Origin of the sequence: Acinetobacter cumulans (genome assembly GCF_003024525.3) — a bacterium.
Classification (GTDB): domain Bacteria; phylum Pseudomonadota; class Gammaproteobacteria; order Pseudomonadales; family Moraxellaceae; genus Acinetobacter; species Acinetobacter cumulans.
In genome coordinates this window covers 2275738-2300783 of the sequence record NZ_CP035934.2, presented here as the reverse complement: position 1 = coordinate 2300783, position 25046 = coordinate 2275738, and the positions used below count along the sequence as shown (strand labels likewise).

The following is a 25046-nucleotide window of genomic DNA, read 5'->3' as shown; positions in this document are numbered from 1 at the left end:
CTTATTGAATAAAATCCGGTTTAGGTGCATTGGTATGATGAATCACACCACCGCCTAAACAAACTTCACCTGCATAGAATACAACGCTTTGACCTGGCGTCACGGCGCGCTGTGCTTCATCAAATTCTACACGTACGCCATTTGGTGCGTCTGGGTCTTTGTACAAGGTACATGCCTGATCACCTTGGCGGTAGCGTGTTTTTGCAGTACAGCGGAAACCTGTTTCAGGAATCTCTTGCTCACCTGCAACCCAATCAATGGCTTCAGACCATAAGATGGTGCTTTGCATGAGTGGGTGTTCATGGCCTTGGCCGACCACTAAACGGTTACCTTCGATATCTTTATGCAGTACAAACCAAGCGCCTTCTGCAACGCCTTTCATACCACCAATACCAATGCCACCGCGCTGGCCGAGCGTATAGTACATTAAGCCGTGATGATCACCAACCTCTTTGCCATCTTCAAGCACAATTTTTCCAGGCTGCGCTGGTAAATATTGTTTTAAGAAGTCATTAAAACGTCGTTCGCCAATAAAGCAGATGCCGGTTGAGTCTTTTTTCTTCGCAGTGGCTAGGCCTAATTCTTCCGCAATTTTACGAACTTGCGGTTTTTCAATCTCGCCGACAGGGAACAAAGTTTTATTAATTTCACGGCCATGAACGGCATGTAAAAAGTAAGTTTGGTCTTTGTTGTTGTCTACACCGCGAAGTAAAGATGCATATTCTTCACCACGTGAGTTTTTAAGTGTTTCCCCTCTACGGCAGTAATGGCCAGTGGCAATAAAGTCTGCACCAAGGTTCACAGCATGGTCTAAAAACGCACGGAATTTAATTTCTTTGTTGCACAGAATATCTGGGTTAGGGGTACGGCCAGCGGCATATTCTGCAAGGAAATGTTCGAACACGCGGTCCCAATATTCCATTGCAAAGTTTGCTGTGTGTAATTTAATACCAATTTTATCGCAAACAGCCTGTGCATCAGCAAGGTCGTCCATTGCTGTGCAGTATTCCGTGCCGTCATCTTCTTCCCAGTTTTTCATGAATAGGCCTTCAACTTGATAGCCTTGCTGAAGAAGAAGCGCTGCAGACACAGATGAGTCTACACCACCAGACATACCGACGATGACACGTTGTTGCATAGGATTAGGCATCCAAATTTGAAATGAGGGGAGAATTTTGGTGCTCATAAACGAGCGATAAAGGATATTTTTGACCAGACAAAGCATCTTGAACTGCTTTAATAACTAGCGGGCTACGCGCACGAGCTGTTTCTAGCAGTTCTTCTAATGTCATCCATTTTGGACCAACAATGCCTGTGTCCAATTCTGCTTCTGGAAAATATTCCAGCACATGCGCTAAAAAGCAGAAACGGAAATAGGTACGGTCTGGATACATTGGAGGCGTATAAGTATAAATGCCTAAAAGCGCATCTACGTCTACCGCATGGCCAGTTTCTTCCATGGTTTCGCGTATGGCTGCTTGAATGATGGTTTCACCGCATTCGACATGACCTGCAGGCTGATTAAACACAGTATGCGTTACGCCTTGGGTATGTTCTTCAACAAACAGGAATTTTCCGTCTTTTTCAACAACAGTTGCAACGGTAACGTGCGCAGTCCAAGCGGTCATATAACAGCACCATGGTAAGGGATGCGCTATTGTATAAAATTTTGGGGTGTGTGGCTATGTCGAACTGAACATTAAAGCTTACAGGGTGATAAAGATGCCGAGTTTCACTGGAAATTTTGCCTGAACCGATCAGCATTTTAACAGACTGATCAAACACTCACATTTATTTTGCATAATGAATAATATTATAAAAAATTACGTCGTGATTACTGTGATTAAGGTAGCGATGTACCTGATCTGCATGAAAACGAATACTTTCTCCAGTATTGGCCACATAGTGCTGATCTTCAGTCTGAATAGTGATACTGCCATTCAAAGGCAAAATATCTTCAATCACACCTTTTTCATGGATAGATGAATCATGCGATGAGTTAGCTTTTAAAGTAATGTGTAAAATTTCATATCCAAGTGTGGCATCAAATGCTTGTAAGACTTTAACAGAGAGCGCTTCGTCTTGATGCTTAAGCACGGCTGGATTTTGCTGTTCTGCAGGTAAGAAGGCACTTAAAGAGCTGTGAAACCCTAGGGCAATCTTCCAAAGCGTTTGCACAGTCGGATTAGATTCTTCACGCTCAATTTGACCCAGCATAGCCTTACTAATACCCGTCTCTTTTGCGGTTTGATCCAAACTCCAACCTTTTTCTGTACGAAGTTTTTTGAGTTGACTAGCAATATGCTTTAGCAATATGGACATTTCATCACCTATTTATATTGTGCGTTATAACGTACAATGAAATTCTTGTGCATTATAACGCACAAGCTTTTTATTGCTGAAGATTGATTTAAAAATTTTAAATAGCAGGTGGTAATGTGCGCGCGATTATTTATGGATTATTAGCATCCTGTTTTTTTTCTACGGCCTTTATTTTTAATCGGGCGATGGAAATAGAGGGCGGAAGCTGGATGTGGAGCTCTTCGTTGCGCTTCTTTTGGATGGTGCCAATGCTACTTTTGATTGTTGCTGTTCGTGGCAAGTTAGCGTCCAGCTTGCAACATTTAAAAGAGAATTTTAAACAATATTTACTCTGGAGCACGGTTGGCTTTGGACTGTTTTACGCGCCATTAACCTTTGCAAGTATTTATTCTCCAGGTTGGTTGGTCGCTGGAAGTTGGCAAACGACAATTATTGCGGGATCTTTACTGGTGCCGTTTTTAGGCGCAGGTACGCCTCAGGCTCAGGGCAGTGTATGGTCGAAACTGCCTTGGAAAGAGCTAAAGTGGTCGAGTGTGATTATTTTAGGGGTGATTCTGATTTTGTGGGATCAAATGAGCAGTATCAGTTGGACATTGGCTTTAGCAGGCTTTATTCCAGTGGTATTTGCAGCCTTTATGTACCCACTAGGCAATCGAAAAATGATGCAAGTGTGTCAGGGCAAAGTAGAAACACCTGAGCGGGTACTCAATATGACGTTGGCAAGTTTACCGTTTTGGGCGGTGATTGCCGTGTTTGGCTTGCTCGATCATGGATTGCCTTCAAGTAGTCAGGTTTCATACGCATTTTTAGTGGCTTTATTTTCTGGGGTAATTGCGACTTTATTGTTTTTCTCAGCAACCAATTTGGTGCATACCCAGCCAAATCAATTGGCGATGGTTGAAGCCACTCAAGCTGGTGAGTTGCTATTTACCTTATTGGGCGAAATGATTTTTTTAAATATGGGTTTACCATCGAAGCTTGCACTATTCGGCGTATTTTTAATTGGCTTAGGTATGGTGGTACATAGTATGGCTTCTATACGCATACAGCGAGGCCAGTCTGTAACGTAGCACAATTAGGCGCACTCTCGTTGAATGCAAATTCACTAAATTATCCGTGCTTTTGTATTTTTGCTGATGCATGACTGTACTGCAGTCATGCGCTTATGCATTGTCTTCACATATTTTAGATTGAGTGATCATTCATGAATACTGCAGAGCATCATGTGTATTGATGAGTAAGCTTAAACTAGCCTAGTGCTGGGGAAAGTTAATTTCCTTTCTCTTTAAGCCTTGTAACTTGAGTTCAGCAAACCTTTATTATGACTTCATTGAATAGCGCAATTAAATAGCAAGGCAGTTTTTGCTTGCATTATCTACACTTTAAGTTAGATAGTTAAATCATTACGGCGGTAAGTTTTTAAGATTAATAAGCGCTGTTTTTTCTCCTTGCGCAATGGCTTGCATATACAATTGTCTGGCAGCAGGGAGATCCTGAGTAACCCCCAAGCCATTGGCATATGAATAGCCTAAGTTATTTTGAGCTTCAGCATTACCTTGAGTGGCTGCTTTTAACCACCATTGATTAGCGAGATTATAATCTTGATGGACACCTTTAGCTTCAGCATATAGCAGGCCGAATTGGGTTTGCGCTGGCGCGAATCCTTGCTTGGCCGCTCTGCCATACCAGCTTTTCGCTATGCCGTAGTGAGGTTGAACGCCTTCCCCGAAATGGTACATTTGACCTAAGGCATATTGTGCTAAATCTAGCCGAGTTGCGGCTTTTCTATATAATTTTTCGGCGCGTTTATAATCTTGCGGAACGCCTAAACCGGTAGCATACATCGTGCCTAAGGCAAATTGCGCTTTTTTGTAGCCCTGATAGGCAGATTTTTTATACCATTCCACTGCGAGAGTATAGTCCGGAGTCACTCCTAGGCCATTTACGTATATAACGCCTAAATTGTACTGCGCTTCAGCGAGTCCTAAATTCGCGGACTGTAGAAATAGTTCAATAGCGCGGGCATAGTCTTGAGATACCTTTTGACCAAGTAAATAAGTTACGCCCAAATCAAAATCTTGTAATGCTAATGCTCTAATCTCTTTAGCATTCGCTGCGAAAAGATTAGGTGCGGAAAATAGGATTATGCCCATGCATAAAGCAGGGATAATTTTTGTAGAGCTTTTCATGCTGTAAATTTCTAATGGTTGGAAAATAGGTTTAACAGCCTGTTTCATTCATATAATTATTCGCAACCTTTACATAATGCCGTGCTGAATAGGGTAAAAACTCTTTTTCTTTATCCGTGAGAGGACGGACTTTTTGTACAGGACTTCCTACATATAAATAGCCACTTTCTAAGCGTTTACGCGGTGGAACTAGCGAGCCTGCACCAATCATCACATCATCTTCAATAATGGCATCATCTAAAATAATACTACTGATGCCAACCAATACCCGGTTGCCAATGGTACAGCCATGTAATTTAACATGATGACCAATCGTGACATCTTCACCAATAATAAGTGGAGAGCCTTCAGGCTTATCGGCTTTTTTATGGCTAACATGGAGCATGGCATGATCTTGCACATTGGAATTTTTGCCAATATGAATGTGATTGACATCGCCACGGATCACGGCAAAAGGCCAAACTGAGACATTTTCCGCCAGTTGAACTTCACCAATCACCACTGACATTTCATCAATATAGCAAGTGGCTTCAATTTTGGGATGATGGTGTAAATAGGGGCGGATATTTTTGTTCATCACGGTCCGTCGCAAATAATAAATATTCCTTAGAGTATAAAATAAAAAAGCACCCAAACCGAGGTGTGGATGCTTTGGTCTAAGCTGAAAAAATCAGCTTTCGAAAATTTTAGAATAAGTTAGCAAAGAATTGTTTGATGTGATCAATCATTTTTGCAAAGAAGCCTGCTTCTTCTACGGCATTTAATGCCACCAATGGTTTTTCAGCAATTACTTTACCATTTAAAGTCGCAACGTATTTACCTACAACTTGACCTTGTTTTAAAGGTGCAGTCAATTTAGGTTGTACCACCAATTGCGTTTTGATCGCGTTTGCTTCGCCTTTAGGCATCGTTACATTAAAGTTTTCTGGTAAGCCAATTTGTACTTCGCTGTCTTTACCATACCAAACCTTCGCTTTTGCTAAGACTTGTTTTGCAGGCTGAACTTTAACCGTTTCAAAGTTTGCATAACCCCAAGCTAAAATTTCACGTGTTTGTGACGCACGTTCGTTCATGCTTGGTGCACCAAAAATCACTGAAATTAAACGTAAAGGACCACGTTTTGCAGACGTTGTTAGGCAGTAACCTGCTTCATCTGTATGACCTGTTTTTAAACCATCCACACTTGGGTCAGTATAAAGTAAGGCATTACGGTTACCTTGCTTAATACCGTTGAAAGTAAATTCTTTTTCAGAATAGATTGGATAGTACTTAGAGCTGTCATGAATAATGTGTTGTGCAAGCGTAGCCATGTCTTTTGCAGTTGAATAGTGACCTTCTGCTGGCATACCTGTGGCATTAATGAAGTGCGTATTGCTCATGCCAATACGTTTAGACTCTTGGTTCATCATGTGAACGAAAGTGCCTTCATTGCCGGCAATGTGTTCAGCCATTGCTTTAGATGCATCATTACCCGATTGGATAATAATACCGCGAAGCATTTCAAGTGCTGTTGCTGTTCCATTTAATGGCACATACATACAAGATTCTGCGCTAGTACCACGGCACCATGCAGATTCATTCATGCGCACTTTTTCATTTTCAGTTAGCTCGCCACTCAATAACTTTTGTTCAATGATGTAACTGGTCATCATTTTTGTCATTGAAGCAGGTGCTAATTTTTCGTTTTCATTTTTTGCAGCAAGGATTTGCCCAGTCTCATAGTCCATCAGCACATAAGATTTATTATTCAATTCTGGGGGTGCAGATAGGACGGTTGCCGCAAATGAAAAAGAAGGTGCAAGAACTAATGCGGCAAGGGCGGTTTTTCGGGTCATTCTAAGTGGTTCCAATAACTTGTTATAAGCGCAAGAGCCTAGCATTTTAGGACAAAGCTAGGCTGACTTCTACGGGTGAGAAAGGCTTATTTTAAAAGTATTGTAACGAAGTGAGCTTAATTTGCGTATGTCGTCAATTCTTGGCAAATTTCTAAGTTTTTCGCATCACCTGCTTTTTTTGCATCTGCTTGGGCTTCTTGCAAAATTGGTGCAAATTTTGGCTCTTGTGATAGGGCTTTTAAGCTTTGAACTGGATTTTTGACCTGTGGCATATTCTCTTTTAAAAGTTTGGCATAACCTTGTTCAAATTTGCCTTGTGCTTTTGCTTCAATCAGTGAAGGGCAAATATCAGATAGGACATACATTGCTGCTAATTCTTGCTGAGTTACTTGAGTGTCGCTTGGTGTGACATCGACATTTTCAGCATAAACATGAAGGGTAAATGCAGAGAGTGTAAGAGCAGTCAAAGTTTTTAGCAGAGGATATTTCATTTAAAAAACCTAATTTTAAAAGTTGTATAACTAGAATGAATTGTAGCTTAAAACGAATTTAGGTAAATATCAGCTAGCTTTTGTATTGAAGGTGTTGAAAGCATGAAGGAATAATGAATGACTGTATAATAAAAACCGCCTAAGTTTTAGACGGTTTATATCTTCAAACCTACTGATCTGATGAGGTGATTGGAATGAGAATATTTAACGCATTATTCTTCTTCGTAATTTAAAACGTCATCACATACAGATTTTTGCTCTTCTTTAGAAGATTCTTTCGCTGCAGTACGAGACTCTGCTAAGAAAGATTTATATTCAGCATCTGCTTGTAGCTTTTCATAAGTCATCGACTTTTCTGAGTAGTCTGCTAAATAGCTTTTGATTAAGCTTTGAATGTTGCTGTCAAATTTGGCATTTTTACCAATAATTGCAGGGCAAACTTCCACCATTACTTGAGTTGATGCGATATCTTCCTTAATAATTGTGTTGGCTTCAGCAGGCGTTAGTCCTTCATCAGCAATAACTGCTTGAGACAATACAGCAGCCAAGCTTAACCCCAGTAAGCGACGAAATGATAAAGTTGTAATCATTTTTTAATTCACACATTTTTGATGGATGTCGGAATTTTAATATATATAATTCTCTATATATATCAATTAAATGTTCTGAACGGTCATTTTTAAACAGTAACAGGTTTTTTCAGTGAATATTTTAATCGCCAATGATGATGGTGTATTTGCACCAGGGATCCAAGCTTTAGCTCATGCCTTAAGACCTTTAGGTCGTGTGGTGATTGTTGCTCCCGAAGCAGAACGTAGTGGTTTTTCTAGTGCCTTAACTTTAGATCGCCCATTACGTCCAATTCAAATTGCACCAGATATGTGGGCTGTAAATGGTACACCTGCAGATTGTGTGTATTTGTCTATGAATGGACTATTCGATTTTGAATTTGACTTGGTGGTCAGTGGTATTAACTGCGGGGCAAATTTAGGGGACGATGTGCTGTATTCAGGTACAGTAGGGGCGGCATTTGAAGGACGCTTAATGGCACAACCTGCAATTGCCGTGTCATTGGCAGGGCCAAATGTACGCGGTTATAACGATCCACAAGATTTCGCACAAGCAGCGCAGTGGGTACATGACTTTATTGCAGGCGGTTTACCAGCATTGCCATCACGACACATCTTTAATATTAATATTCCAGATGTGGCTGAATTAAAAGGTGCACAAGTCACTTATCAAGGTCGTCGTCGCCAATCTAAGCCAATTACCACACAAGTCGACCCACGTGGCCGTCAAGTATTTTGGATCGGTTTATCAGGCGAAGCTGTTGCAGAGCCTAAAAAAGGGGTATTTGGTATTGAATCGGACTTCTTTGCCGTTGCCAATGGCTTTGTCAGTATTACGCCAATTCAAATGGATGCGACAAATTACGATATTTTGATGGACTTACACACACAATTTAGCCAAAAACAGTAACAAGTGTTATAACTTTGTGAAAAACACAACTGTGAAGCTTATTTGCAGTTGTTTTTTGCTAATCTTAGCGCATTCACACCATTCGCTTCATTTTTGTTAGAGAGGAAAATAATGTCCCTGGTGTTTTCAAAAGTTGCCTCTACAGCCCCAGCTACTATATTCAAAACTTTTGTACTTGCTGCGGCCACTGCTTCTGCCTTGGTATTGAGTGGTTGTGCGTCAAAACCTCAGGTGAATAATTCAGCTCGTTATGTTGCTGCTCCAGATTTTTATACAGTGCGTTCAGGTGACACTTTAAGTGGAATTGCTGCCCGTTATGGTTTGAGTTATATCAGTGTTGCAGAGATGAATGATATTGCAGCGCCGTATCGTATTTATGTGGGCCAATCACTACGCCTAAAAAATTCGTCATCTCGTCGTGCGGCTTCTACGCAAGCAGTAACGCAGGCTGCACCAATTCAGCGTCAATCGATTGCATTGCCACAAAATACACCAACGACACCATCACAGACTGTGCGTACACCTGTAGCACCCGTGACTGCTCCAAGTACACCAGTCACGTCAAGTTCATTGCGTTGGGTACGTCCTGCAACAGGCCCTGTACTTGAAAGCTTTAATTTAGCCAATAATGTCAAAGGCACACGTTATTCAGGGAATGTTGGTGATCCAATTGTGGCTGCTGCTGATGGCCAAGTGGTTTATGCTGCTGATGGTTTAAAAGAATATGGTAATTTGGTCTTGATCAAGCATGTAAGTGGTTATATCACTGCATACGCCCACAACAGTAAAATTTTAGTGAAAAGTGGACAAAATGTAACAGCTGGTCAAAAAATTGCGGAGATGGGTTCTTCTGGTACATCTCGAACAATGTTGGAGTTTCAGGTTCGTTTAGACGGGAAACCTATCAATCCAATTTCAATTTTACCAAATAATTAAATAGATAATGCAAATCATAAATTTCTTCGTATAATACAATGAGTTGTTTTTAATATTGCAAAAACAGCTCAAAGTTTTATGAGGGAACTTCATGTTAGATCAACTTCGGGGTATGGGTGTTTTTGCTTGTGTAGTAGAAAAAAACTCATTTAGCGGCGCGGCACGAGAACTGGGTATTACCACCAGTGCTGTCAGTCAACAAATCCGTTCTTTAGAACAGGATATGGAAGTTGTATTGTTGCATCGTTCTACACGAAAATTAAGCCTCACAGAAGCTGGACAGGCTTTTTTTCATAGTTGCCAAGACATGTTGTCGGCAGCTGAGCGTGGCAAAATTAGAATTAATGAATTACGCGATGATTTGGTTGGTGATTTACGCATTGTTTCGACACCTGAAATGTGTGCCAATCATATTATTCCAGCATTGTCACAATGGATGTCTACGCATAATGGTTTAAATATTCATATTGATGCCGATTATCAATTTGCCGATCTAAAAGAAAGTCGCATTGATATTGCGCTACGAATAGGCCATAGAATAGAAGATCCAAATGTACAATCTGTAGCGCTTGCGCGTGTAGATCAAATTTTGGTGGCCTCACCAAGTTATATTCATCAGCATTCATTTATTTCACGCCCTGAAGATTTAACTCGACATGATGTGATTATGACGAATCTGGCAAAACACAATCATAGTTTTGCATTTCAGCATGCAGTGAGTGCCGAAACTATCGTATTAGATATTGCATCGCGTTATTCAACCAATAACACGCTTATTGCAAAAAATATGTGCATGCAGGGCCATGGAATAGCACGTATGTTGTATTTAGATGTGCAAAAAGATTTAATGAATGGCAATTTAGTTGAAGTTTTACCAGAGTGGAAATTACCAACATTCACTCTATATGCGGTCATGCCAAAATCTGAACAACAATCCACTAAAGTGCAACGAAGCCTTGAAATTTTGAAGCAATATTTCTCTCTACTTTCAGGTGGTCGAGTCTATAAAGAAGTTTCATGAGACTTTTAAACTATTATCTTAGACTTTTTAAGTATAAAAAAGCCGCAATAAGCGGCTTTTTATATTGCATTAAGTTTAAGCTAAATATGCTTTTACCATACGAACAATACGATCAACTAAAAGATCAGCTTGTTCTTGTGTGATGTTTAATGCAGGGAGCAAACGAATTACAGAGCCTGCAGTGACATTTAAAATCAAATGGTATTCATCACGGGCGATATCCACTAAATCAGCGCAAGCTTTAGGTAATTCAATACCAATCATTAAGCCAAAGCCGCGTACTGTGACTTGCTGATCTTGAAGCTTTTCAGTCAATTGTTGAACGATGTAAGCACCTTTTTCAGCAGCATTAGCAACCAAGTTTTCTTTTTGAATGGTTTCAATAACAGTGTAAACCACACGTGAGCCCAAAAGTGTACCACTGTAAGTTGAACCGTGGTTACCTGCAGTTAATACGCCTACACCACGACCTTGAGTCATTACTGCACCAATAGGGAAGCCATTGCCTAAACCTTTGGCAGTGGTCAATACGTCAGGCACAATATTGGTGTGTTGGTAAGCAAAGTATTTGCCTGTACGGCCATTACCAGTTTGTACTTCGTCTAACATCATCAACCAGTTGTGTTGGTTACAAATGCGACGGATGTCTTCTAAATAGCTAAAACCTTGAGGTGCAGTATTTACACCACCTTCACCTTGAATTGGTTCAACTAAAATTGCCACGATATCTGGGTGATTAATGGCTGCTTCTTCAATCGCTTCAATATCACCAAAAGGTACACGAATAAAGCCTTCTACCAGTGGTGCAAAACCATCTTGTACTTTTTTGTTGCCTGTTGCAGACAGTGTTGCAAGTGTACGACCATGGAAAGAATGATCTGCAACAATAATTTTTGGTGTGCTAATCCCTTGTAAGTGTGCAAATTTACGTGCAATTTTAATTGCACCTTCGTTTGATTCTGCACCACTATTTGAGAAGAAAACTTCTTCCATGCCTGCAACTTCAGCAAGCTTTTGCGCTGCTGCTGTTTGCCAAGGCACTTCAAAAATATTGCTGGTATGAATTAGAGTTGCAGCTTGCTCTGCAATAGCTTCTGTTACTGCTGGGTGTGAATGACCTAAACCACACACGGCAATACCTGTGAGTGCGTCGAAGTATTCTGTACTATCTTCAGTATAAAGATAAGAACCTCGGCCTCGGACAAAGCTGATCTTTTGACGGCCAAATACAGGCATCAAGTGAGAGGGTTGATCAGTTTGCACAGGCGCAAGGGTAATGTTGTTCATGACTAACTCTTATCTGTTCGGAGGATTGAAAATTTACTTTTGCTACTTTATAAATGAAAGTATCAAGGTGTTCTATATAAGCAAAATATACCCATGATTTAAAGCCCGATTGTAAATAAAATTGGAAATATTGCTTTAGTCATACTGTTTTGTTGAGTTTTGGGTATAATGCGATGCAGATTTATTGAGGATATATCAATGACTGAACAAGCTCGTGATACAGAAGCGTTAATTCGCGACCAAATTGCTAAACATGCTGTTTTACTTTACATGAAAGGCACACCACAATTCCCACAGTGTGGTTTTTCTGCACGTGCTGTTGAAGCGCTCAGTCAAATTGGCCGTCCATTTGCTTATGTAAATATCTTGGAAAACCCAGATATTCGTGCAACTTTGCCAATCATTGCAAACTGGCCAACTTTCCCGCAATTATGGATCAACGGTGAGTTGATCGGTGGTAGCGACATTATGTTGGACATGTTCCAAAAAGGCGAATTAAAAACTTTAGTTGAAGAATTCAGCCCAGCTCCTGAAGCTTAATTCAGAGTAAGTAAAAAAGCGCCGATAAACGGCGCTTTTTTTGTGTCTATCAGATGATTATTTTTCTTCAGTAGATGCATTTGCATCCGTCGAAGAAGTCACTTCAGCATCTGCTTGTTGTTGCGCTTTGAGTTCAGCCTTTTTCTTTTTTTTGTCTTTCTTCTTTTTTTTCTTTTTTTTGCTGTCTTCTTCTTCCTCAAAAGCTGCGCCATCTTCTATTGCTTGCCAGTATTCAAGTTGTTCCATAACAGCAGCAAAAATCGAATTTTTGCTATAACGGCCTTTTTTATCGAGCGTACCGACAGGACGCGCCATGAGGATTTCTAAGGCTTGTGCAATATTGTCGATGGCATGAATATGGAATTGACCTTGTTGTACAGCTTCGATCACATCTTTACGGAGCATTAAGTGTTGCATATTTTGACGTGGAATAATGACGCCTTGCTGTCCTGTTAAACCTTGTAATTTACATGCATCATAGAAACCTTCAATTTTTGCATTTACACCACCAATGGGTTGTACTTGACCCAATTGGTTCATAGAGCCTGTAATTGCCCAAGATTGATCAATTGGGAGCTGGCTAATCGCAGAAATTAAGGCAGAGAGTTCCGCTACGGTAGCGCTGTCTCCATCAACTTGACCATAGCTTTGCTCAAAAGCTAAGGCAGCTGAGAAGTGGAGTGTTTGTTCGCGACCAAAGTGAGCTTTGAGGAAGCTCGACATGAGCAAAACACCTTTGGCATGCAATGAGCCACCCAGTTCAACACTGCGTTCAATATCTAGGATATCGCCACCACCTTGATAAACTGAAGCGGTTAAGCGTGAGGGTAGACCAAATTCGACATCGGCATATTGAATGACCGAAAGAGCATTAATTTGTCCTAAACGGTGGCCACGCGTTTCAATCAATTGCGTACCACGGGTTAAGTCTTGCCAATACAACTCGCGTAAATAGCCAAGTCGATATTTACGATGGTCGAGCGCCGTATTAATGTGCTGTTCTGTGACCATGCTGTCATTGGCTTGTACTGCATGGTGGTGTGCTTCGCGAATTAAGTCACCCAAAGTCAGTGCATGTAAAGACAGTGAACTTTGGTCTTCGGCTTGGCGACTTGAATCTGTTAAGAGTGCAGATAGTGCGGAACGATCAAATGGAAGTAGTTTGTCCGACTGTACATAGTCTGCAATTAACTGCATATAAGCATGTTCATTGTCATCATTACGCTGTAGCGTGTCGGTAAAGTCCGCACGAATTTTAAATACGCTACCAAGCTCTGGTTCAAGCTCTAAAATTTCATAATAAATTTCAGGCTCAGCCAGTAAAATGACTTTAATGTTGAGCGGAATGGCAGCGGGCTCAATCGAAATGCTACCTGTGAGGGTGAGCATGTGCTCCAGAGAAGACAGCTTGAGTTGACCCGATTTAAGCGCGCGTTTTAATCCTTGCCATGCATAAGGCTGTTCAAGTAATTGCTCAGCTTCAAGCATTAAAAAACCACCATTGGCTTTATGTAAAGCACCTGGTCGAATTAAGGTAAAGTCTGTTGTGATGGTGCCATTTTGAGTCAGTTGCTCGACATGACCCAATAAATTGTAATGGGTTGGGAAATCTTCAAAAATGACAGGAGCACCTGCATTGGCTTTGTGAGTTACCACAATATTGGCTTGGTAGCGCGCTGGCACACGGTTAAAAATTCCTGGTCGAAAATCGTCTTCTTCTTGTTCTAAAACGATTTCTACATTTTCGATAATGTCTTCTGCATACATTTTTAGATATTGGGCAAGGCCTTCAACTTCTTTAAATTTATTGAGCATTGATTCAATACGAGGCATGACCACTTGCTTGGCAATATCACGATTTAAATGCTGAACTTTATCGCGAGCATCATCTTCTAGATCGCCTAAATGTAGGCCAAGGCGATCCAGCTTTTTGTCCATGTAGCGAATATTGGCAGAGATTTCCGCACGTTGTTGGCTACTGAGTGCATGAATTTCTTCTTTAGACATTTCTTGCATTTTATTGTCTTTAAAATGCATTGGGACAAAGTGATGTTCATCATTTTGAGTGATGAGTTTAAGGTCGAGATCTTCACCTTCTTTGGTTAGCTCAAATAAGGCTAAATTCTGTTCATCACCTGTCCGTTGACGAATCAGTTCGATATTGTTGTGATAAGTTTCAGCGGTAAAGCGACGTTCAAGTTGCTTTAAAATGGTCTGCCACGTTTGATGTAATTGTGTTTGAAACTTAGGTGCTTGACCTGCAGGTAGTTTTAATGCCAAAGGTTGGCGTTGTACCTGAAAGTTATTGACATAGACCCAGTCATTTGGCGTAGGCATCGTTTTAGCGTGCTGTTGGAGCAAGCGCTTAATCATGGTGCGTTTGCCTAGACCAGCCGTACCTACAGCAAAAATATTATAGCCAGAATAAGGCAATGCAATTCCTGCTTCTACTGAAGCACGGGCACGATCTTGACCTAAAAAATTATTTAAGGGTTTTAAGCGTTTGGTCGATGTTGGAATTTTTTTCAGGTCAGTTAAATAAGTCAGTTGTTCAAATTGAAGCTGAGTTTTGCTCAAGGTAGTTTGAATCTCTGGTTGATCAAAAACACTGATTATTTTTTTAGCTTCTGGCACTTCGTTTTGGTTAGCAGTGGGTGTGGAAAGAGAAGATTGAAGAGTTTCGAGTTTTTTGGTCACTGTTGAATCCAAAACATATTAATAACGGCAGAATTTAAAGGTATACAGAAATGCCTGAAAAGATCAAGCAACATGGCTGATTTTCTCGACAAAATTACGTACAGATTTTATAAATTTGGTTGAAACCAAGCGGATTAAGCGCTTGAATAGCATCATTCATTTTCAGACAAAAATAATGTAATGACAACACAAGCTTCAGGATGGAAAGCGGCATTTACCGCATTTCTAGATAAACGTGCGCTGATCATGCTGTTTTTAGGCTTTTCGGCAGGTATTCCAATTCTGCTGATATTTTCTAGCTTGTCACTGTGGTTAGGTGAGGCGGGCATTGATAAGAGCGCCGTAACATTTTTTAGTTGGGCCGCTTTAGGTTATTCCTTTAAATTTGTCTGGGCACCTTTAATTGATGAGCTCCCAGTGCCTGTATTGACCAAATTAATGGGGCGTCGCCGTGCTTGGTTGCTGATTGCTCAGTGTCTGATTATCTGTGCTATTGCCATTATGGCGTTGTCGGATCCTGCACTTGGACAGAGTTATATTTACCAAATGGCAGCAGGCGCAGTACTTTTGGGCTTTTCGGCAGCCACACAAGACATTGTGATTGATGCGTACCGTATTGAATTGGCAGAAACTGAAATGCAGACCGTATTAGCTTCTACCTATAATGCGGGTTATCGCATTGGTATGATTGTTGCTGGTGCTGGTGCGTTATTTTTAGCAGCTTATTTGGGCACGGCTAAAGGTAATTATATATATGAGGCTTGGCGCACGACCTATTTTGCTATGGCCGCTGTCATGCTTGTGGGGATTATTACGACCTTAGTGATTCGTGAGCCACAAGTAGAACGTATCCATAAAAATTATCAGCGCTTTGATTACTACCGTTTGGTTGCTGTATTTTTTGTGGCTGTGGTCAGTTTTGTACTTAGCTATATTTTTTCAGGGAATGCAGTTGAAGCACTGAAAACACAGTTTGAGATACAGGATTCATTGTTACTCTTTGGCTTGGAATCTATACGTTTTATTGGTTCTGGGGCAATGGCTTTATTGGTGGGTGGAGGTTTAGTCAAAGCTGGTGCAGTAAACAAGCAAATGGCTTATGAAACTTGGGTCAATCCTGTTGCGGACTTTTTTAAACGCTATGGTGTGAAACTGGCTTTGGTATTATTACTTTTGATTGGTTTCTACCGTATTTCAGACATTATTGCCGGTGTTATTTCCAATGTCTTTTACCAAGACTTAAATTTCAGTAAAGAGCAAATTGCTGAAGCGGTAAAAGTCTATGGTGTTATTTTTAGCTTGGTCGGTGGCTTTTTAGGAGGCTTACTGGCACAGCGTATGAACATTATGAAATTAATGTTTGTAGGGGCGATTTTAGCCAGTTCGACCAATTTAATTTTTATTGGTTTGGTGAAATCGGGTCAGCCACTCGGTGAAGTTACTGTACAGGCTGGTGGTAAAAGCTATCAAGTGCAGGCAGATGAAACGGGTGCATGGACGCAAAAAGTTCCTGTTGCTGATTTGCGCTCTGGTGAGGCGATACACGTGAGTGCAACTTATGTACAAGATAAAAGTGGCGCTGTAACAGTAGAGATGCCATATCTTAATGATCAAGCAAACAAGGCATTACTCGTATTTCCGATTACGGCAGACAATGTGGTTAATGCGCAAGAAAGCCAAAATAGCATTGTGGTGCGTGGTCAAACAGCGCATGCTCTAAATGAGCAACAAAAACTGCAGGTGCAACTCGATGGCCAAACCTTTGAAGCTAAATTAGACAAAGCAGGTATTTTTACCGCGACGATTCCAGGAAAAGCCTTGGCTGAATCGGCTAGCCACAAAGTTGAAGTACAGCTGTTGGATGCTGAGCGTATTATTGCTACACAAACACATGCTTATGAAGTTAATACTGTTGCCAATATGGCAGGGGTGCTTAGTGTAGATGTACAACCAATACAGCTGGCGCAAGCAGAAAATGGCTGGGTTGAGCTGAAAGGTAAAGTGATTAAGTCATATAGTTCAATGTGGCTATACTTTGCGATCATTGTGGATAATTTAGCCTCTGGCTTGGCTGGGGCAGCATTTATTGCATTTTTATCCAGCTTAACCAGTGTATCGTTTACGGCAGTGCAGTATGCAATTTTCAGTTCTTTAATGACCTTAACACCTAAAATTTTAGGCGGTTATTCGGGTACGATCGTGACCAATATTGGCTATCCAAAATTTTTCTTAATGACTGCATTAATTGGTATTCCAATTTTGTTTTTAGTGGTTTGGGTTGCAAAATTGCTCAAAGAACATGAACAAAAAACCACGCAATAGACTTTGAGTATAGTTTGATTAAAAAAAACCGCGATAATTTCGCGGGTTTTTTAAGATTGAATGAGCATGATTTTTTACAAAAAAATAGCATATTGAGTGAGTTAATGAACTGTATAAGCTTTGCGACTAAAATTGAACTTTGGGGATTAAATCCCTATAGTATTCAACAATAATTTAAGATTTAGGAAAATGATGATGCGTATGTTGCATACCATGTTGCGAGTAGGCAATTTAGAACGTTCGTTAGCGTTCTATACTGAAGTGCTGGGTATGACTTTACTTCGTAAACGTGACTATGAAGAAGGGCGTTTTACCTTGGCATTTGTAGGCTATGGTGGTGAAGAAAACCATACAGTACTTGAGTTAACGCATAATTGGGATACAGCGAGCTATGAATTGGGCAATGCCTATGGTCATATTGCAATTGCAGTAGATGATGCGTATAAAGCCTGTGAAGAAATTAAAGCGCGTGGTGGTAATGTCGTTCGTGAAGCGGGTCCAATGAAAGGTGGCGTGACAGTCATTGCATTTGTAGAAGACCCAGATGGTTACAAAATTGAACTGATTCAGCAAGACAACAATGCGCGTAATAACTAATCAGAAAGATGCTTGAAATACAGTCAAAATATTGAACATCACGCATGAAAATGCAGTTTCAATAGAAAAGCCCAGTAAGATGGTTTTTACCCAGAGGTAAATTCTAGGCTTACTGGGCTTTTTAACAGCTGATCTCAGCTAAATAAAATAGATAAATCATTGAAAGGATGCGGACATGCTGAAGATGCTGGCGTTGGACCGATTTACAGTACTGTTATTTATCATGGTGGTTTTGGCCACTTTTTTGCCCGTTTCAGGACAAGCTGCTGAAATTTTTGGCACGATCACGACAGTTGCAATTGCGGTTTTATTTTTCTTACATGGCGCCAAACTATCGCGTGAAGCTGTGGTAGAAGGATTAATGCATTGGAAGTTGCATGGTGTTGTTTTTGCATTTACTTTTGCGTTGTTTCCAATCATTGGTTTGCTGTGTAAACCGTTATTGGTACCAATGTTAGGGCAGGAGCTGTATTGGGGCTTCTTATTTATGTGCTTTTTACCTTCTACAGTGCAATCTTCGATTGCATTTACATCTGTAGCACAGGGTAATGTCGCAGGTGCCGTATGTAGTGCTTCATTTTCCAATATTGTAGGGATGTTTATTACCCCGCTATTAGTAAGTTTTTTTATTTTAGGTGAAACCACACATAATTTTGATCCGACTGCATCTATAGTGCAAATTACCTTATTGCTTTTGGTTCCATTTGTATTGGGGCAATTACTAAGACCTTATGTATTCCCTTATATGAAAAAAATGCCGAAGATTGTAAAAGTGTTTGATCAAGGCTCAATTTTAATGGTGGTTTATGGTGCATTTAGTAGTGCTGTTGTAGCAGGCTTGTGGCAACAGGTGAGTGCTCAGACCTTAATCCTACTGATTCTGGCCTGTTCTGTGCTACTCACGCTCATTATGCTATTGGCACTGTATGTACCACGCTGGATGGGCTTTAATCGTGCAGATCAAAAAACTATTTTCTTTTGCGGTTCTAAAAAAACCTTGGCCAGTGGTGTGCCAATGGCGCAGATTTTATTTATTGGTCAGCCATTAGGAATGATCGTATTGCCAATTATGATATTCCATCAAATCCAGCTAATGGTCTGCGGTGTAATTGCCAATTTATGGTCAAAGCAGAGTCGTGGTGTTGAATAAATTGCATTGAATCTTAATAGTTTAAGTGATTAAAAGACTCGGAAGGTATCGAGTCTTTTAATGGATCATGTAAACTGAGTGTGTTGTCTATGACTAAAATTTAAGAACAGAATGGATAAAATGAAAACAAGAATAGCTGGACTGTTTTTAATTCTCAGCTACAGTACAGTGTGTATAGCTGATGATTTAACACTAAGAGTGAATCGAGATCTTATCGTAAAGATGCCTTTGTTGACGCTGCAGCCGATGCTGGACTTTTGCCGTGATCAACAGCCACAGCTCAATTCTGAACTTGAACAAGCCTATACGGGCGCTAAAGTAAAAGTGCTCAAGGCCGCCAAAGAGGGTGCAATCTCTGTGCTTAATTTGAATCATGATGAAGAATTATTTAAAGAAGAGGAACTTAATTCACCTGTAGATGCAGACGTTAAGCAGCAGTTTCAAGAAGCACTGGAAATGATGAGCAGATCTCTACAGCAAGTGGATTCAGCGACTTATTGTCCTGTATTAATTCAGCGCTTGAATCATTTTGACCAGCACACTTTTCAGCAAAGTGTAGAGATGAAATTTAAACAAATTTCAGAGCAAGCAAAAGCACAGAAGAAAGTCATTCAGTCAGAATGAGCTATTTATTAACAGTAAAAAATCAGCTATAATTTGTCCCAACTTGTTGTGCTTAGCTCTGACGGTATCCGTCTCGGTGGGCCAAAAGAATGGTCTGTTATGGTGTTGATCTGCCTTTTAGGCACTTCCTCCTCCTTGTAGGAGAGTGGTCAATTGCGATGACAGCAAAACCTTCTTAAACTTTATGGAGTAATCGACGATGCGCGCCGATATTCACCCTAAATACGAAAAATTAGTTGCTACTTGCTCTTGCGGTAACGTAATCGAAACTCGTTCAGCTTTAGGTAAAGAATCTATCTACCTAGACGTATGTTCAGCTTGCCACCCTTTCTACACTGGTAAGCAAAAGAACGTTGACACTGGCGGTCGTATCGACAAGTTCAAGCAACGTTTTGCTGGTATGTCACGTTCTATCAAACGTTAATACCCAAAACCAAAAAAAAGCAGGCATTTTGCCTGCTTTTTTTTATGTCCAGTATTTTGCATTTGACGTATGGTGCTTTATATAATAAAGCCACATTCAATTGAATGTGGCTTTATTGGTTTTAACTTAAATGTAGAGGATGATTATTGATCTTGTACATCAATCAAGTGATCCAATTTTTTCTGGAAGTAATCACCTTGAATAAAGCGTGCATCCACATTCCAAGCATTGGCAAACAGTGTCATGTCATTAAGACCACGTAACATAATTTGTACGGGCTTAATATCTCTGAAGGCAACAATTTTGAGTTGGAGTTCTTCGCATAATTTATCTGAATTTAACATGTGCGTTAATTCAGGGTGCAATGTTAAGCAATTCGCTTCAACTTGAGTTAATAGGCTTTCACTAAACATTGATTGACCAAAATCACGAATGGCGATTTCAGCGCCATGACGACGAAGTTCAATAATTGCTTTTTGAGCATCTGCAAGAGATTGATAAATATCATCTTCTGAAAACTGTAAAATCAGAGGATGTTGTTGCTTACTACGAATAATCGTCAACAGTTTGGCAACAAACTCAGGGAAGCTACGGTCTTTGAGTAAGATTTCTTTATTCAAGTTAATAATTAATTTTGCTTCAGGATATTGGGTGATGAAATTATGTAATTGCTTGCATGATTCCACCATAATCCAACGATCGAGCTTAATGGATAATTCTGAGTCTTCAGCCAGTTCTTTGAGTTGTGAAATATCGCGCCATTTATTGTCGTAGATAAAACCACTGGTCACCTCATAGGTGTACATGTTCTGGTCATCTTTATCGTATAGCTGCTGATATTTAAGATGAATTTCACCACGTTCTAAACAAGTGCGAAGTGCCTTAATGATAGGCGACTCATTCAATGCTGAAATTGGCGCAAGTTCTTCAATACTTGTGTTGAATTGTACGCTTGGTATTTGTGTTTCTGTTGCTTGAGCTTCGAGAGTTACCGCTGGAGATTGTGGTGCAAACTCTAGACTTGGAATTGAAAGTTCCAGTTCTGGTGCAGGTTGATTTTGAGGTAACTCAGTCAAGAATGCTTTTTCAACACATTGTTCCAAGACAGTTTCATCTCGTAACTCTTGCTCTAAAACGCTATAACCTAAACGTAAATTGAGTGGGTAGCTATTGTTATTCACGGTTAATAACTGCGGTTTACGAAGTGCATTTAAACCAATGAGTTTAGATTCAAGTATCGCTTGAGATTCTGCTTGGAATAAACCAACATAAACACCACCATCAATTTTAAACAATGGTGCATTGGTTTGTTCTTTTAAGAAATTTTTAACTTGTTCAAAATAACTTTTTAGCGTGTTCCAGTCAGACTGGAAAATTTGTTCTGGTGCAGAGGCCAAAGCAAATAAAACCAACGCATTAATATTTGATGGCTGTTGTGTAATAGCACGCTTTATTTGCTGATAGGTATTTGGCTTACTTTGCGAACCATCATTCGAAGTTTTTGTACCACTTGTACTTTCGATATCAATTGCAATTTGTAGTGCATCATCTTCAGCAGCAGGAATGAATTCTATTTTTAAAGGATTCTTGGTGCTGAGTTTGCTGTTTTGCGAGTCAAGCTCAAAACGACCAAAGTCAAACTGACCTTGGCTGATTTTTTTGAAGCGTGTTTTGAAATCAGGTAAATCTTTAGGTTGTAAGACATCGAGTAAAGGTAAGCCGATGATTTCATCTTCAGACTTTAAACCAAACAGTGATAAATACTCTGCATTCGCTTGAATATGAATGCCTTCTTGAATTACAGCTAATGCTTTATGGCTATCTACAACCAGCGATTGTGCTTGGCTTTGTGCTGTTTCTAGTTCATTTAACAGTTGTTGCTGTGTTTGCATTAAACGACTGAACGAAAGGGCACGAATTAAACCCAAATAAAAACGATCTGGGTAGTCTAGATTTAAGATGTCATAAATGCCTTTATGCACATAAGCAGGGTATTGGTCTGCTTGGTAGTCATCCGGCTTTAACAATAAAATCGGTAGATTAGGTTGCTTTGACAGTCGAATTAAGCTTAAAGCTTGTTCATATTTTAAGTCATAAGCACGACCGAAAATAATCAAATCCCAATTGAGGTTGAGCTGTTTTTCGAAACCTTGTAAGTCATCGAGTAGCACGGCTTCAACTTGATGTTCGCTTTGAGTTAGAAGATCACGTATTTGGTTAAAACGTATTTGGTTGTCATCAATGATGAGCAGACGTGTTTCTGTACGCTTTAATTTTTTAGACAATAATGGATTTCTCACTTCAACGCTTCCCATAAATCGTGATTTTTCGTGTCATTCACTTGTTTATTAATAAATTCGGTCACTAGATTCTCTTGCTGATCATTCAGTAATTCGTATTCAAAGCGAATGAAACTTTGTGTGATCAATTGAGCCTTGGTGAGATAAACTTTAAGTTCCTCTTTACCTAAACGTAAATGAATCGTTTGTTTTTCGCGGAATAGATTCGAACCAGGTAAAATGAGTGTTGTACTGTTTTGGTCGAGTTGTGCAGTTTGAACCAAAAGTGCAGGCTGATAATTATGAGTATTTCGATCTGTGCGGATATGACCAGAGCATGGATACATATCTTGCGTTAAAATTTCTAAACCCAGTTCGAGGCTCTTTTCTGCTGATTGCTTAATCCAGCGGATAACGCCACCACGCCATTGGCTTTGTGCATTTTCTTGAACCAAGATAAATTCACCCGTTTTTAAGTTGGCTGGTGTCGCACCCGTCCACTTAATACGGTAACCGTTCACACTAATGTCGAGTACTTCAGCAGAGTGAATTTGTTTAGCTTCACGATCAAGGGCTTTGGCATTCGAAACTGAAGTTTGAATGTTGGTATCCATTGAATTGATAAAACTTGATTCATTTTGCAGGTTATAGTTTGACTCAAGCTCAAGGGTTTCTTGCAATGTTTTGCCTTTAGAAAGGTAAAAATGAGCAACCGATAAGCCAAAGCAAATGTTGATTTCTGCAGAGTAATCATAACGCTCATGTTTACGTTCCACATTATTCATTAATAGATTGTGAATGTGGAAATGTAAGGCAGGCGTGAGGAATAGCTTTTCATTTTTTGATAAATACTGACCACTTTTAGTTTGTGTTTCTGTGAGATGGTCGAGTAAGTTTTGTGTCGAAATAAAAATGTCAGGTGTGTAATGTGATGCCTGATGTGAATTAAATACAGGTGGATGGTCTTTATTAGAGTCCACAACATAACGCGATAAAGTGGTTTCTTTCGGTAGAATCTGAATGAGTTTAGCCCAATCATAACTACATAAATATAGCCCCTGAATTTCTGCTGGTCGTATTTGGTTGGTATTAAATATATCCAATAAAATCAGCTGTGAGTACACTTGCGCAATGGTGGTGATTTCGTGTTGCGTACCTAGAAGCTGATTAATATTGGTTTGATCAAAATTGTTTTGAATCGCATATTCAACCAATTGATGTGTTGCATGCCATTGACCAGGAATAGGTGTGCTATAAAGCATTTGTTGTTGATATAACAACATCGCCAATTGTTGCAAAGCATAAAAAATAGATGCTGTACGTGCTGTTTGCAGACTCTTTTTATGACCAAACGAAAAAATAGAAAATTTTTGTTGATTGAGCTGCGTATTGCAACGCATCGCGATATCAATATAGATTTTGGCAAAATGGCTACGCAACAACATCGCCAATTCAATAATCTGGTCATTACGATCAGTGGTAATTAAACTGTGATTGGCAAAATGCTTTTCTAAGCTAGTGAGTACATTTTCTAAGGTTGGATGTAGGATTTGCACCAAGTCAAATCGCAACATTTCTTGGCATTTCAATTCAGAAATTTCAAGCAAAGCATTAAATAATGATTTAGATGAAGTCCCCAATTGTAAAATGGAGACGCTATTTAGCCATTCCTGCAAACCTTTGGCAGTGGTAGGACAAAAACTGAGTTGATCCAGCTTAAGTTCAGTCGATTTCTGAAATATGTCTGAAGTACGCTTAGTCATCTTTATTATTTAACTCAAAAAGTTGAAACCCCAAAAAGCGGTGTTTTATTTTTCTCGCCCGCAATTTCCCGAACTAGTTTAGGAACCAAATACCCCGGTAGGTTCGCTAAAACCGCTTTATAAATGTCATCTATGTCCTGCGGTGATCGATCAAAATGATGAGCACCTTTAACTTTGTCTAGGACATGTAAATAGTATGGCATAACGCCTGCATCAAATAAGCGATAGCTTAAATCGACTAAAACGTCGGCAGAATCATTGACCCCTTTGAGTAAAACAGCCTGATTGAGGACTGTAATTTGTTCCTTGACCAGCTTAGAAAGTTGGCTACAAGTGAAATCATCTAATTCTGATGCGTGGTTTGAGTGTACCACTAGAATAATCCGCAGCCTACTGTTTTTTAAAATAGAAATAAACGCATCATTGATCCGATTGGGGATAACAATAGGAACGCGTGAATGAATTCTCAAAAATTTAATTTGTGGAAGTGATTCTAAGCGTTCAATCCAAAGCTGAAGTTTGCGATCAGATAAAGTTAATGGATCGCCACCACTTAAAATCACTTCATTAATATCAGGCTGACTTACTAAATAGTCACGAATATTTGGCCAATCATCTTGTTTAGGTAGGTTTTCTTGATAGGGGAAATGCCTACGGAAGCAATAACGACAGTGAACGGCACATGCGCCTGTGAGCGTTAAAAGAAAGCGTGACTTATATTTGTGTAATACGCCTGGCTGTTGATTGGCTTGCTCTTCACCCAGTGGATCAGTGACAAATCCTTCGTGTTCTTCAAGCTCTAAATGATGCGGGAGAACTTGTAAAAGGAGGGGGTCGAATGCATTACCCAATTGCATTTTTCCGACGAATGCACGAGGTACGCGCAGTTTGAACTGTTTACTGGCCAATAGAGCGCCAGACAAGAGTTGCTCTGGAGAAAGTTGTAATAGCTCAAGCAGTTCTGCTGGATCAGTCACTAAATTGCTCAGTTGGGTTTGCCAGTTTTGCTCTTGGTATAAATAGTTTATCATGCCACGTGCTTGAAATTGTGCTAGATGAATGATCTGATTCTGCTTATATAGGGCTTCAA

General features: G+C 40.0%; 23 protein-coding genes. 10 read left to right on the top strand and 13 right to left on the bottom strand.

All coding sequences use genetic code 11. The features are described from left to right. Position 1 precedes the first annotated feature (1 nt). The 3 genes from mnmA to C9E88_RS10940 all read right to left on the bottom strand — a co-directional run bounded on the left by mnmA (position 2) and on the right by C9E88_RS10940 (position 2322). Positions 2–1138, bottom strand: a complete 1137-nt coding sequence (gene mnmA, locus C9E88_RS10950; RefSeq protein WP_106984747.1) for a tRNA 2-thiouridine(34) synthase MnmA — start codon at positions 1136–1138, stop codon at positions 2–4. 4 nt (positions 1139–1142) lie between these two features. After that, complete coding sequence (locus C9E88_RS10945) at positions 1143–1628, bottom strand: NUDIX hydrolase (RefSeq protein WP_106984699.1); 486 nt, start codon at positions 1626–1628, stop codon at positions 1143–1145. 163 nt (positions 1629–1791) lie between these two features. After that, positions 1792–2322 (bottom strand): helix-turn-helix domain-containing protein, encoded by a 531-nt coding sequence (locus tag C9E88_RS10940; RefSeq protein WP_106984700.1) that lies wholly within the window; start codon positions 2320–2322, stop codon positions 1792–1794. Positions 2323–2570: 248 nt separating this feature from the next. On the opposite strand from C9E88_RS10940, the gene C9E88_RS10935 reads away from it, so the two are divergent. After that, positions 2571–3392, top strand: coding sequence for a DMT family transporter (locus C9E88_RS10935; RefSeq protein WP_264766846.1), 822 nt, complete (start codon positions 2571–2573; stop codon positions 3390–3392). Between the two features lie 333 nt (positions 3393–3725). Here the strand turns inward: C9E88_RS10935 and C9E88_RS10930 are convergent, their stop codons facing one another. The 5 genes from C9E88_RS10930 to C9E88_RS10910 form a co-directional block, all read right to left on the bottom strand. Beyond that, positions 3726–4559 (bottom strand): tetratricopeptide repeat protein, encoded by an 834-nt coding sequence (locus C9E88_RS10930; protein ID WP_106984702.1) that lies wholly within the window; start codon positions 4557–4559, stop codon positions 3726–3728. Further along, entirely contained in the window at positions 4543–5088 is a 546-nt protein-coding gene (locus tag C9E88_RS10925) for a gamma carbonic anhydrase family protein (protein WP_106984703.1), read from the bottom strand. The genes C9E88_RS10930 and C9E88_RS10925 overlap by 17 nt, the downstream gene beginning before the upstream one ends. Before the next feature lie 109 nt (positions 5089–5197). Beyond that, entirely contained in the window at positions 5198–6346 is a 1149-nt protein-coding gene (gene dacC / locus C9E88_RS10920) for a D-alanyl-D-alanine carboxypeptidase PBP5/6 (RefSeq protein ID WP_106984704.1), read from the bottom strand. A gap of 116 nt (positions 6347–6462) precedes the next feature. After that, positions 6463–6837 carry an MCR_0457 family protein gene (locus tag C9E88_RS10915; protein ID WP_106984705.1) on the bottom strand — a complete coding sequence of 125 codons (375 nt, stop codon included), beginning with the start codon at positions 6835–6837 and terminating at the stop codon, positions 6463–6465. A 212-nt stretch (positions 6838–7049) separates the two neighbouring features. Further along, a complete protein-coding gene (locus tag C9E88_RS10910) occupies positions 7050–7427 on the bottom strand; it encodes an MCR_0457 family protein (protein ID WP_106984706.1) in 378 nt (125 codons plus the stop codon). Between the two features lie 112 nt (positions 7428–7539). Here C9E88_RS10910 and surE point away from each other — a divergent pair, with 112 nt between their 5' ends. The 3 genes from surE (at position 7540) to C9E88_RS10895 (ending at position 10273) form a co-directional block, all read left to right on the top strand. Continuing rightward, on the top strand, positions 7540–8316 hold the full coding sequence (gene surE, locus C9E88_RS10905; protein ID WP_106984707.1) for a 5'/3'-nucleotidase SurE: 777 nt from the start codon (positions 7540–7542) through the stop codon (positions 8314–8316). A 111-nt stretch (positions 8317–8427) separates the two neighbouring features. Continuing rightward, positions 8428–9252 (top strand): peptidoglycan DD-metalloendopeptidase family protein, encoded by an 825-nt coding sequence (locus C9E88_RS10900; RefSeq protein WP_106984708.1) that lies wholly within the window; start codon positions 8428–8430, stop codon positions 9250–9252. Between the two features lie 91 nt (positions 9253–9343). Beyond that, positions 9344–10273, top strand: a complete 930-nt coding sequence (locus C9E88_RS10895) for a LysR family transcriptional regulator (RefSeq protein WP_106984709.1) — start codon at positions 9344–9346, stop codon at positions 10271–10273. A 75-nt stretch (positions 10274–10348) separates the two neighbouring features. Here C9E88_RS10895 and C9E88_RS10890 read toward each other — a convergent pair whose 3' ends face one another. After that, positions 10349–11560, bottom strand: coding sequence for an aspartate aminotransferase family protein (locus C9E88_RS10890; protein WP_106984710.1), 1212 nt, complete (start codon positions 11558–11560; stop codon positions 10349–10351). A 198-nt stretch (positions 11561–11758) separates the two neighbouring features. Here C9E88_RS10890 and grxD point away from each other — a divergent pair, with 198 nt between their 5' ends. Beyond that, positions 11759–12100: a Grx4 family monothiol glutaredoxin gene (grxD, locus tag C9E88_RS10885; RefSeq protein ID WP_106984711.1), complete on the top strand. Its 342-nt coding sequence runs from the start codon at positions 11759–11761 to the stop codon at positions 12098–12100. A gap of 57 nt (positions 12101–12157) precedes the next feature. Here grxD and C9E88_RS10880 read toward each other — a convergent pair whose 3' ends face one another. After that, positions 12158–14797: a Lon protease family protein gene (locus C9E88_RS10880; RefSeq protein ID WP_106984712.1), complete on the bottom strand. Its 2640-nt coding sequence runs from the start codon at positions 14795–14797 to the stop codon at positions 12158–12160. A gap of 180 nt (positions 14798–14977) precedes the next feature. Here C9E88_RS10880 and C9E88_RS10875 point away from each other — a divergent pair, with 180 nt between their 5' ends. The 5 genes from C9E88_RS10875 to rpmE all read left to right on the top strand — a co-directional run bounded on the left by C9E88_RS10875 (position 14978) and on the right by rpmE (position 19914). Then, on the top strand, positions 14978–17119 hold the full coding sequence (locus C9E88_RS10875; protein WP_106984713.1) for an AmpG family muropeptide MFS transporter: 2142 nt from the start codon (positions 14978–14980) through the stop codon (positions 17117–17119). Positions 17120–17314: 195 nt separating this feature from the next. Then, positions 17315–17716 (top strand): lactoylglutathione lyase, encoded by a 402-nt coding sequence (gene gloA / locus C9E88_RS10870; RefSeq protein ID WP_106984714.1) that lies wholly within the window; start codon positions 17315–17317, stop codon positions 17714–17716. Positions 17717–17891: 175 nt separating this feature from the next. After that, complete coding sequence (locus tag C9E88_RS10865) at positions 17892–18866, top strand: bile acid:sodium symporter family protein (protein ID WP_106984715.1); 975 nt, start codon at positions 17892–17894, stop codon at positions 18864–18866. Positions 18867–18977: 111 nt separating this feature from the next. Next, on the top strand, positions 18978–19490 hold the full coding sequence (locus C9E88_RS10860; RefSeq protein ID WP_155687862.1) for a hypothetical protein: 513 nt from the start codon (positions 18978–18980) through the stop codon (positions 19488–19490). Between the two features lie 199 nt (positions 19491–19689). Continuing rightward, positions 19690–19914 (top strand): 50S ribosomal protein L31, encoded by a 225-nt coding sequence (gene rpmE / locus C9E88_RS10855; protein WP_106984717.1) that lies wholly within the window; start codon positions 19690–19692, stop codon positions 19912–19914. Between the two features lie 143 nt (positions 19915–20057). Here the strand turns inward: rpmE and C9E88_RS10850 are convergent, their stop codons facing one another. Genes C9E88_RS10850 through epmB form a run of 3 tightly spaced genes read right to left on the bottom strand, consistent with a single transcriptional unit; the run spans position 20058 to position 24987 of the window. Then, a complete protein-coding gene (locus C9E88_RS10850; protein ID WP_106984718.1) occupies positions 20058–22229 on the bottom strand; it encodes an EAL domain-containing protein in 2172 nt (723 codons plus the stop codon). Next, a complete protein-coding gene (locus C9E88_RS10845) occupies positions 22211–23956 on the bottom strand; it encodes a GTPase (protein WP_106984719.1) in 1746 nt (581 codons plus the stop codon). The genes C9E88_RS10850 and C9E88_RS10845 overlap by 19 nt, the downstream gene beginning before the upstream one ends. Before the next feature lie 14 nt (positions 23957–23970). Next, entirely contained in the window at positions 23971–24987 is a 1017-nt protein-coding gene (epmB, locus tag C9E88_RS10840; protein WP_106984720.1) for an EF-P beta-lysylation protein EpmB, read from the bottom strand. Positions 24988–25046: the final 59 nt, after the last annotated feature.

Coding starts and splice junctions, on each gene's coding strand:
- mnmA (WP_106984747.1), bottom strand. CDS start 1,138: ATGCAACAACGTGTCATCGTCGGTATGTCTGGTGGTGTAGACTCATCT.
- C9E88_RS10945 (WP_106984699.1), bottom strand. CDS start 1,628: ATGACCGCTTGGACTGCGCACGTTACCGTTGCAACTGTTGTTGAAAAA.
- C9E88_RS10940 (WP_106984700.1), bottom strand. CDS start 2,322: ATGTCCATATTGCTAAAGCATATTGCTAGTCAACTCAAAAAACTTCGT.
- C9E88_RS10935 (WP_264766846.1), top strand. CDS start 2,571: ATGCTACTTTTGATTGTTGCTGTTCGTGGCAAGTTAGCGTCCAGCTTG.
- C9E88_RS10930 (WP_106984702.1), bottom strand. CDS start 4,559: ATGAAACAGGCTGTTAAACCTATTTTCCAACCATTAGAAATTTACAGC.
- C9E88_RS10925 (WP_106984703.1), bottom strand. CDS start 5,088: ATGAACAAAAATATCCGCCCCTATTTACACCATCATCCCAAAATTGAA.
- dacC (WP_106984704.1), bottom strand. CDS start 6,346: ATGACCCGAAAAACCGCCCTTGCCGCATTAGTTCTTGCACCTTCTTTT.
- C9E88_RS10915 (WP_106984705.1), bottom strand. CDS start 6,837: ATGAAATATCCTCTGCTAAAAACTTTGACTGCTCTTACACTCTCTGCA.
- C9E88_RS10910 (WP_106984706.1), bottom strand. CDS start 7,427: ATGATTACAACTTTATCATTTCGTCGCTTACTGGGGTTAAGCTTGGCT.
- C9E88_RS10900 (WP_106984708.1), top strand. CDS start 8,428: ATGTCCCTGGTGTTTTCAAAAGTTGCCTCTACAGCCCCAGCTACTATA.
- C9E88_RS10895 (WP_106984709.1), top strand. CDS start 9,344: ATGTTAGATCAACTTCGGGGTATGGGTGTTTTTGCTTGTGTAGTAGAA.
- C9E88_RS10890 (WP_106984710.1), bottom strand. CDS start 11,560: ATGAACAACATTACCCTTGCGCCTGTGCAAACTGATCAACCCTCTCAC.
- grxD (WP_106984711.1), top strand. CDS start 11,759: ATGACTGAACAAGCTCGTGATACAGAAGCGTTAATTCGCGACCAAATT.
- C9E88_RS10875 (WP_106984713.1), top strand. CDS start 14,978: ATGACAACACAAGCTTCAGGATGGAAAGCGGCATTTACCGCATTTCTA.
- gloA (WP_106984714.1), top strand. CDS start 17,315: ATGCGTATGTTGCATACCATGTTGCGAGTAGGCAATTTAGAACGTTCG.
- C9E88_RS10865 (WP_106984715.1), top strand. CDS start 17,892: ATGCTGAAGATGCTGGCGTTGGACCGATTTACAGTACTGTTATTTATC.
- C9E88_RS10860 (WP_155687862.1), top strand. CDS start 18,978: ATGGATAAAATGAAAACAAGAATAGCTGGACTGTTTTTAATTCTCAGC.
- rpmE (WP_106984717.1), top strand. CDS start 19,690: ATGCGCGCCGATATTCACCCTAAATACGAAAAATTAGTTGCTACTTGC.
- C9E88_RS10850 (WP_106984718.1), bottom strand. CDS start 22,229: ATGGGAAGCGTTGAAGTGAGAAATCCATTATTGTCTAAAAAATTAAAG.
- C9E88_RS10845 (WP_106984719.1), bottom strand. CDS start 23,956: ATGACTAAGCGTACTTCAGACATATTTCAGAAATCGACTGAACTTAAG.
- epmB (WP_106984720.1), bottom strand. CDS start 24,987: ATGATAAACTATTTATACCAAGAGCAAAACTGGCAAACCCAACTGAGC.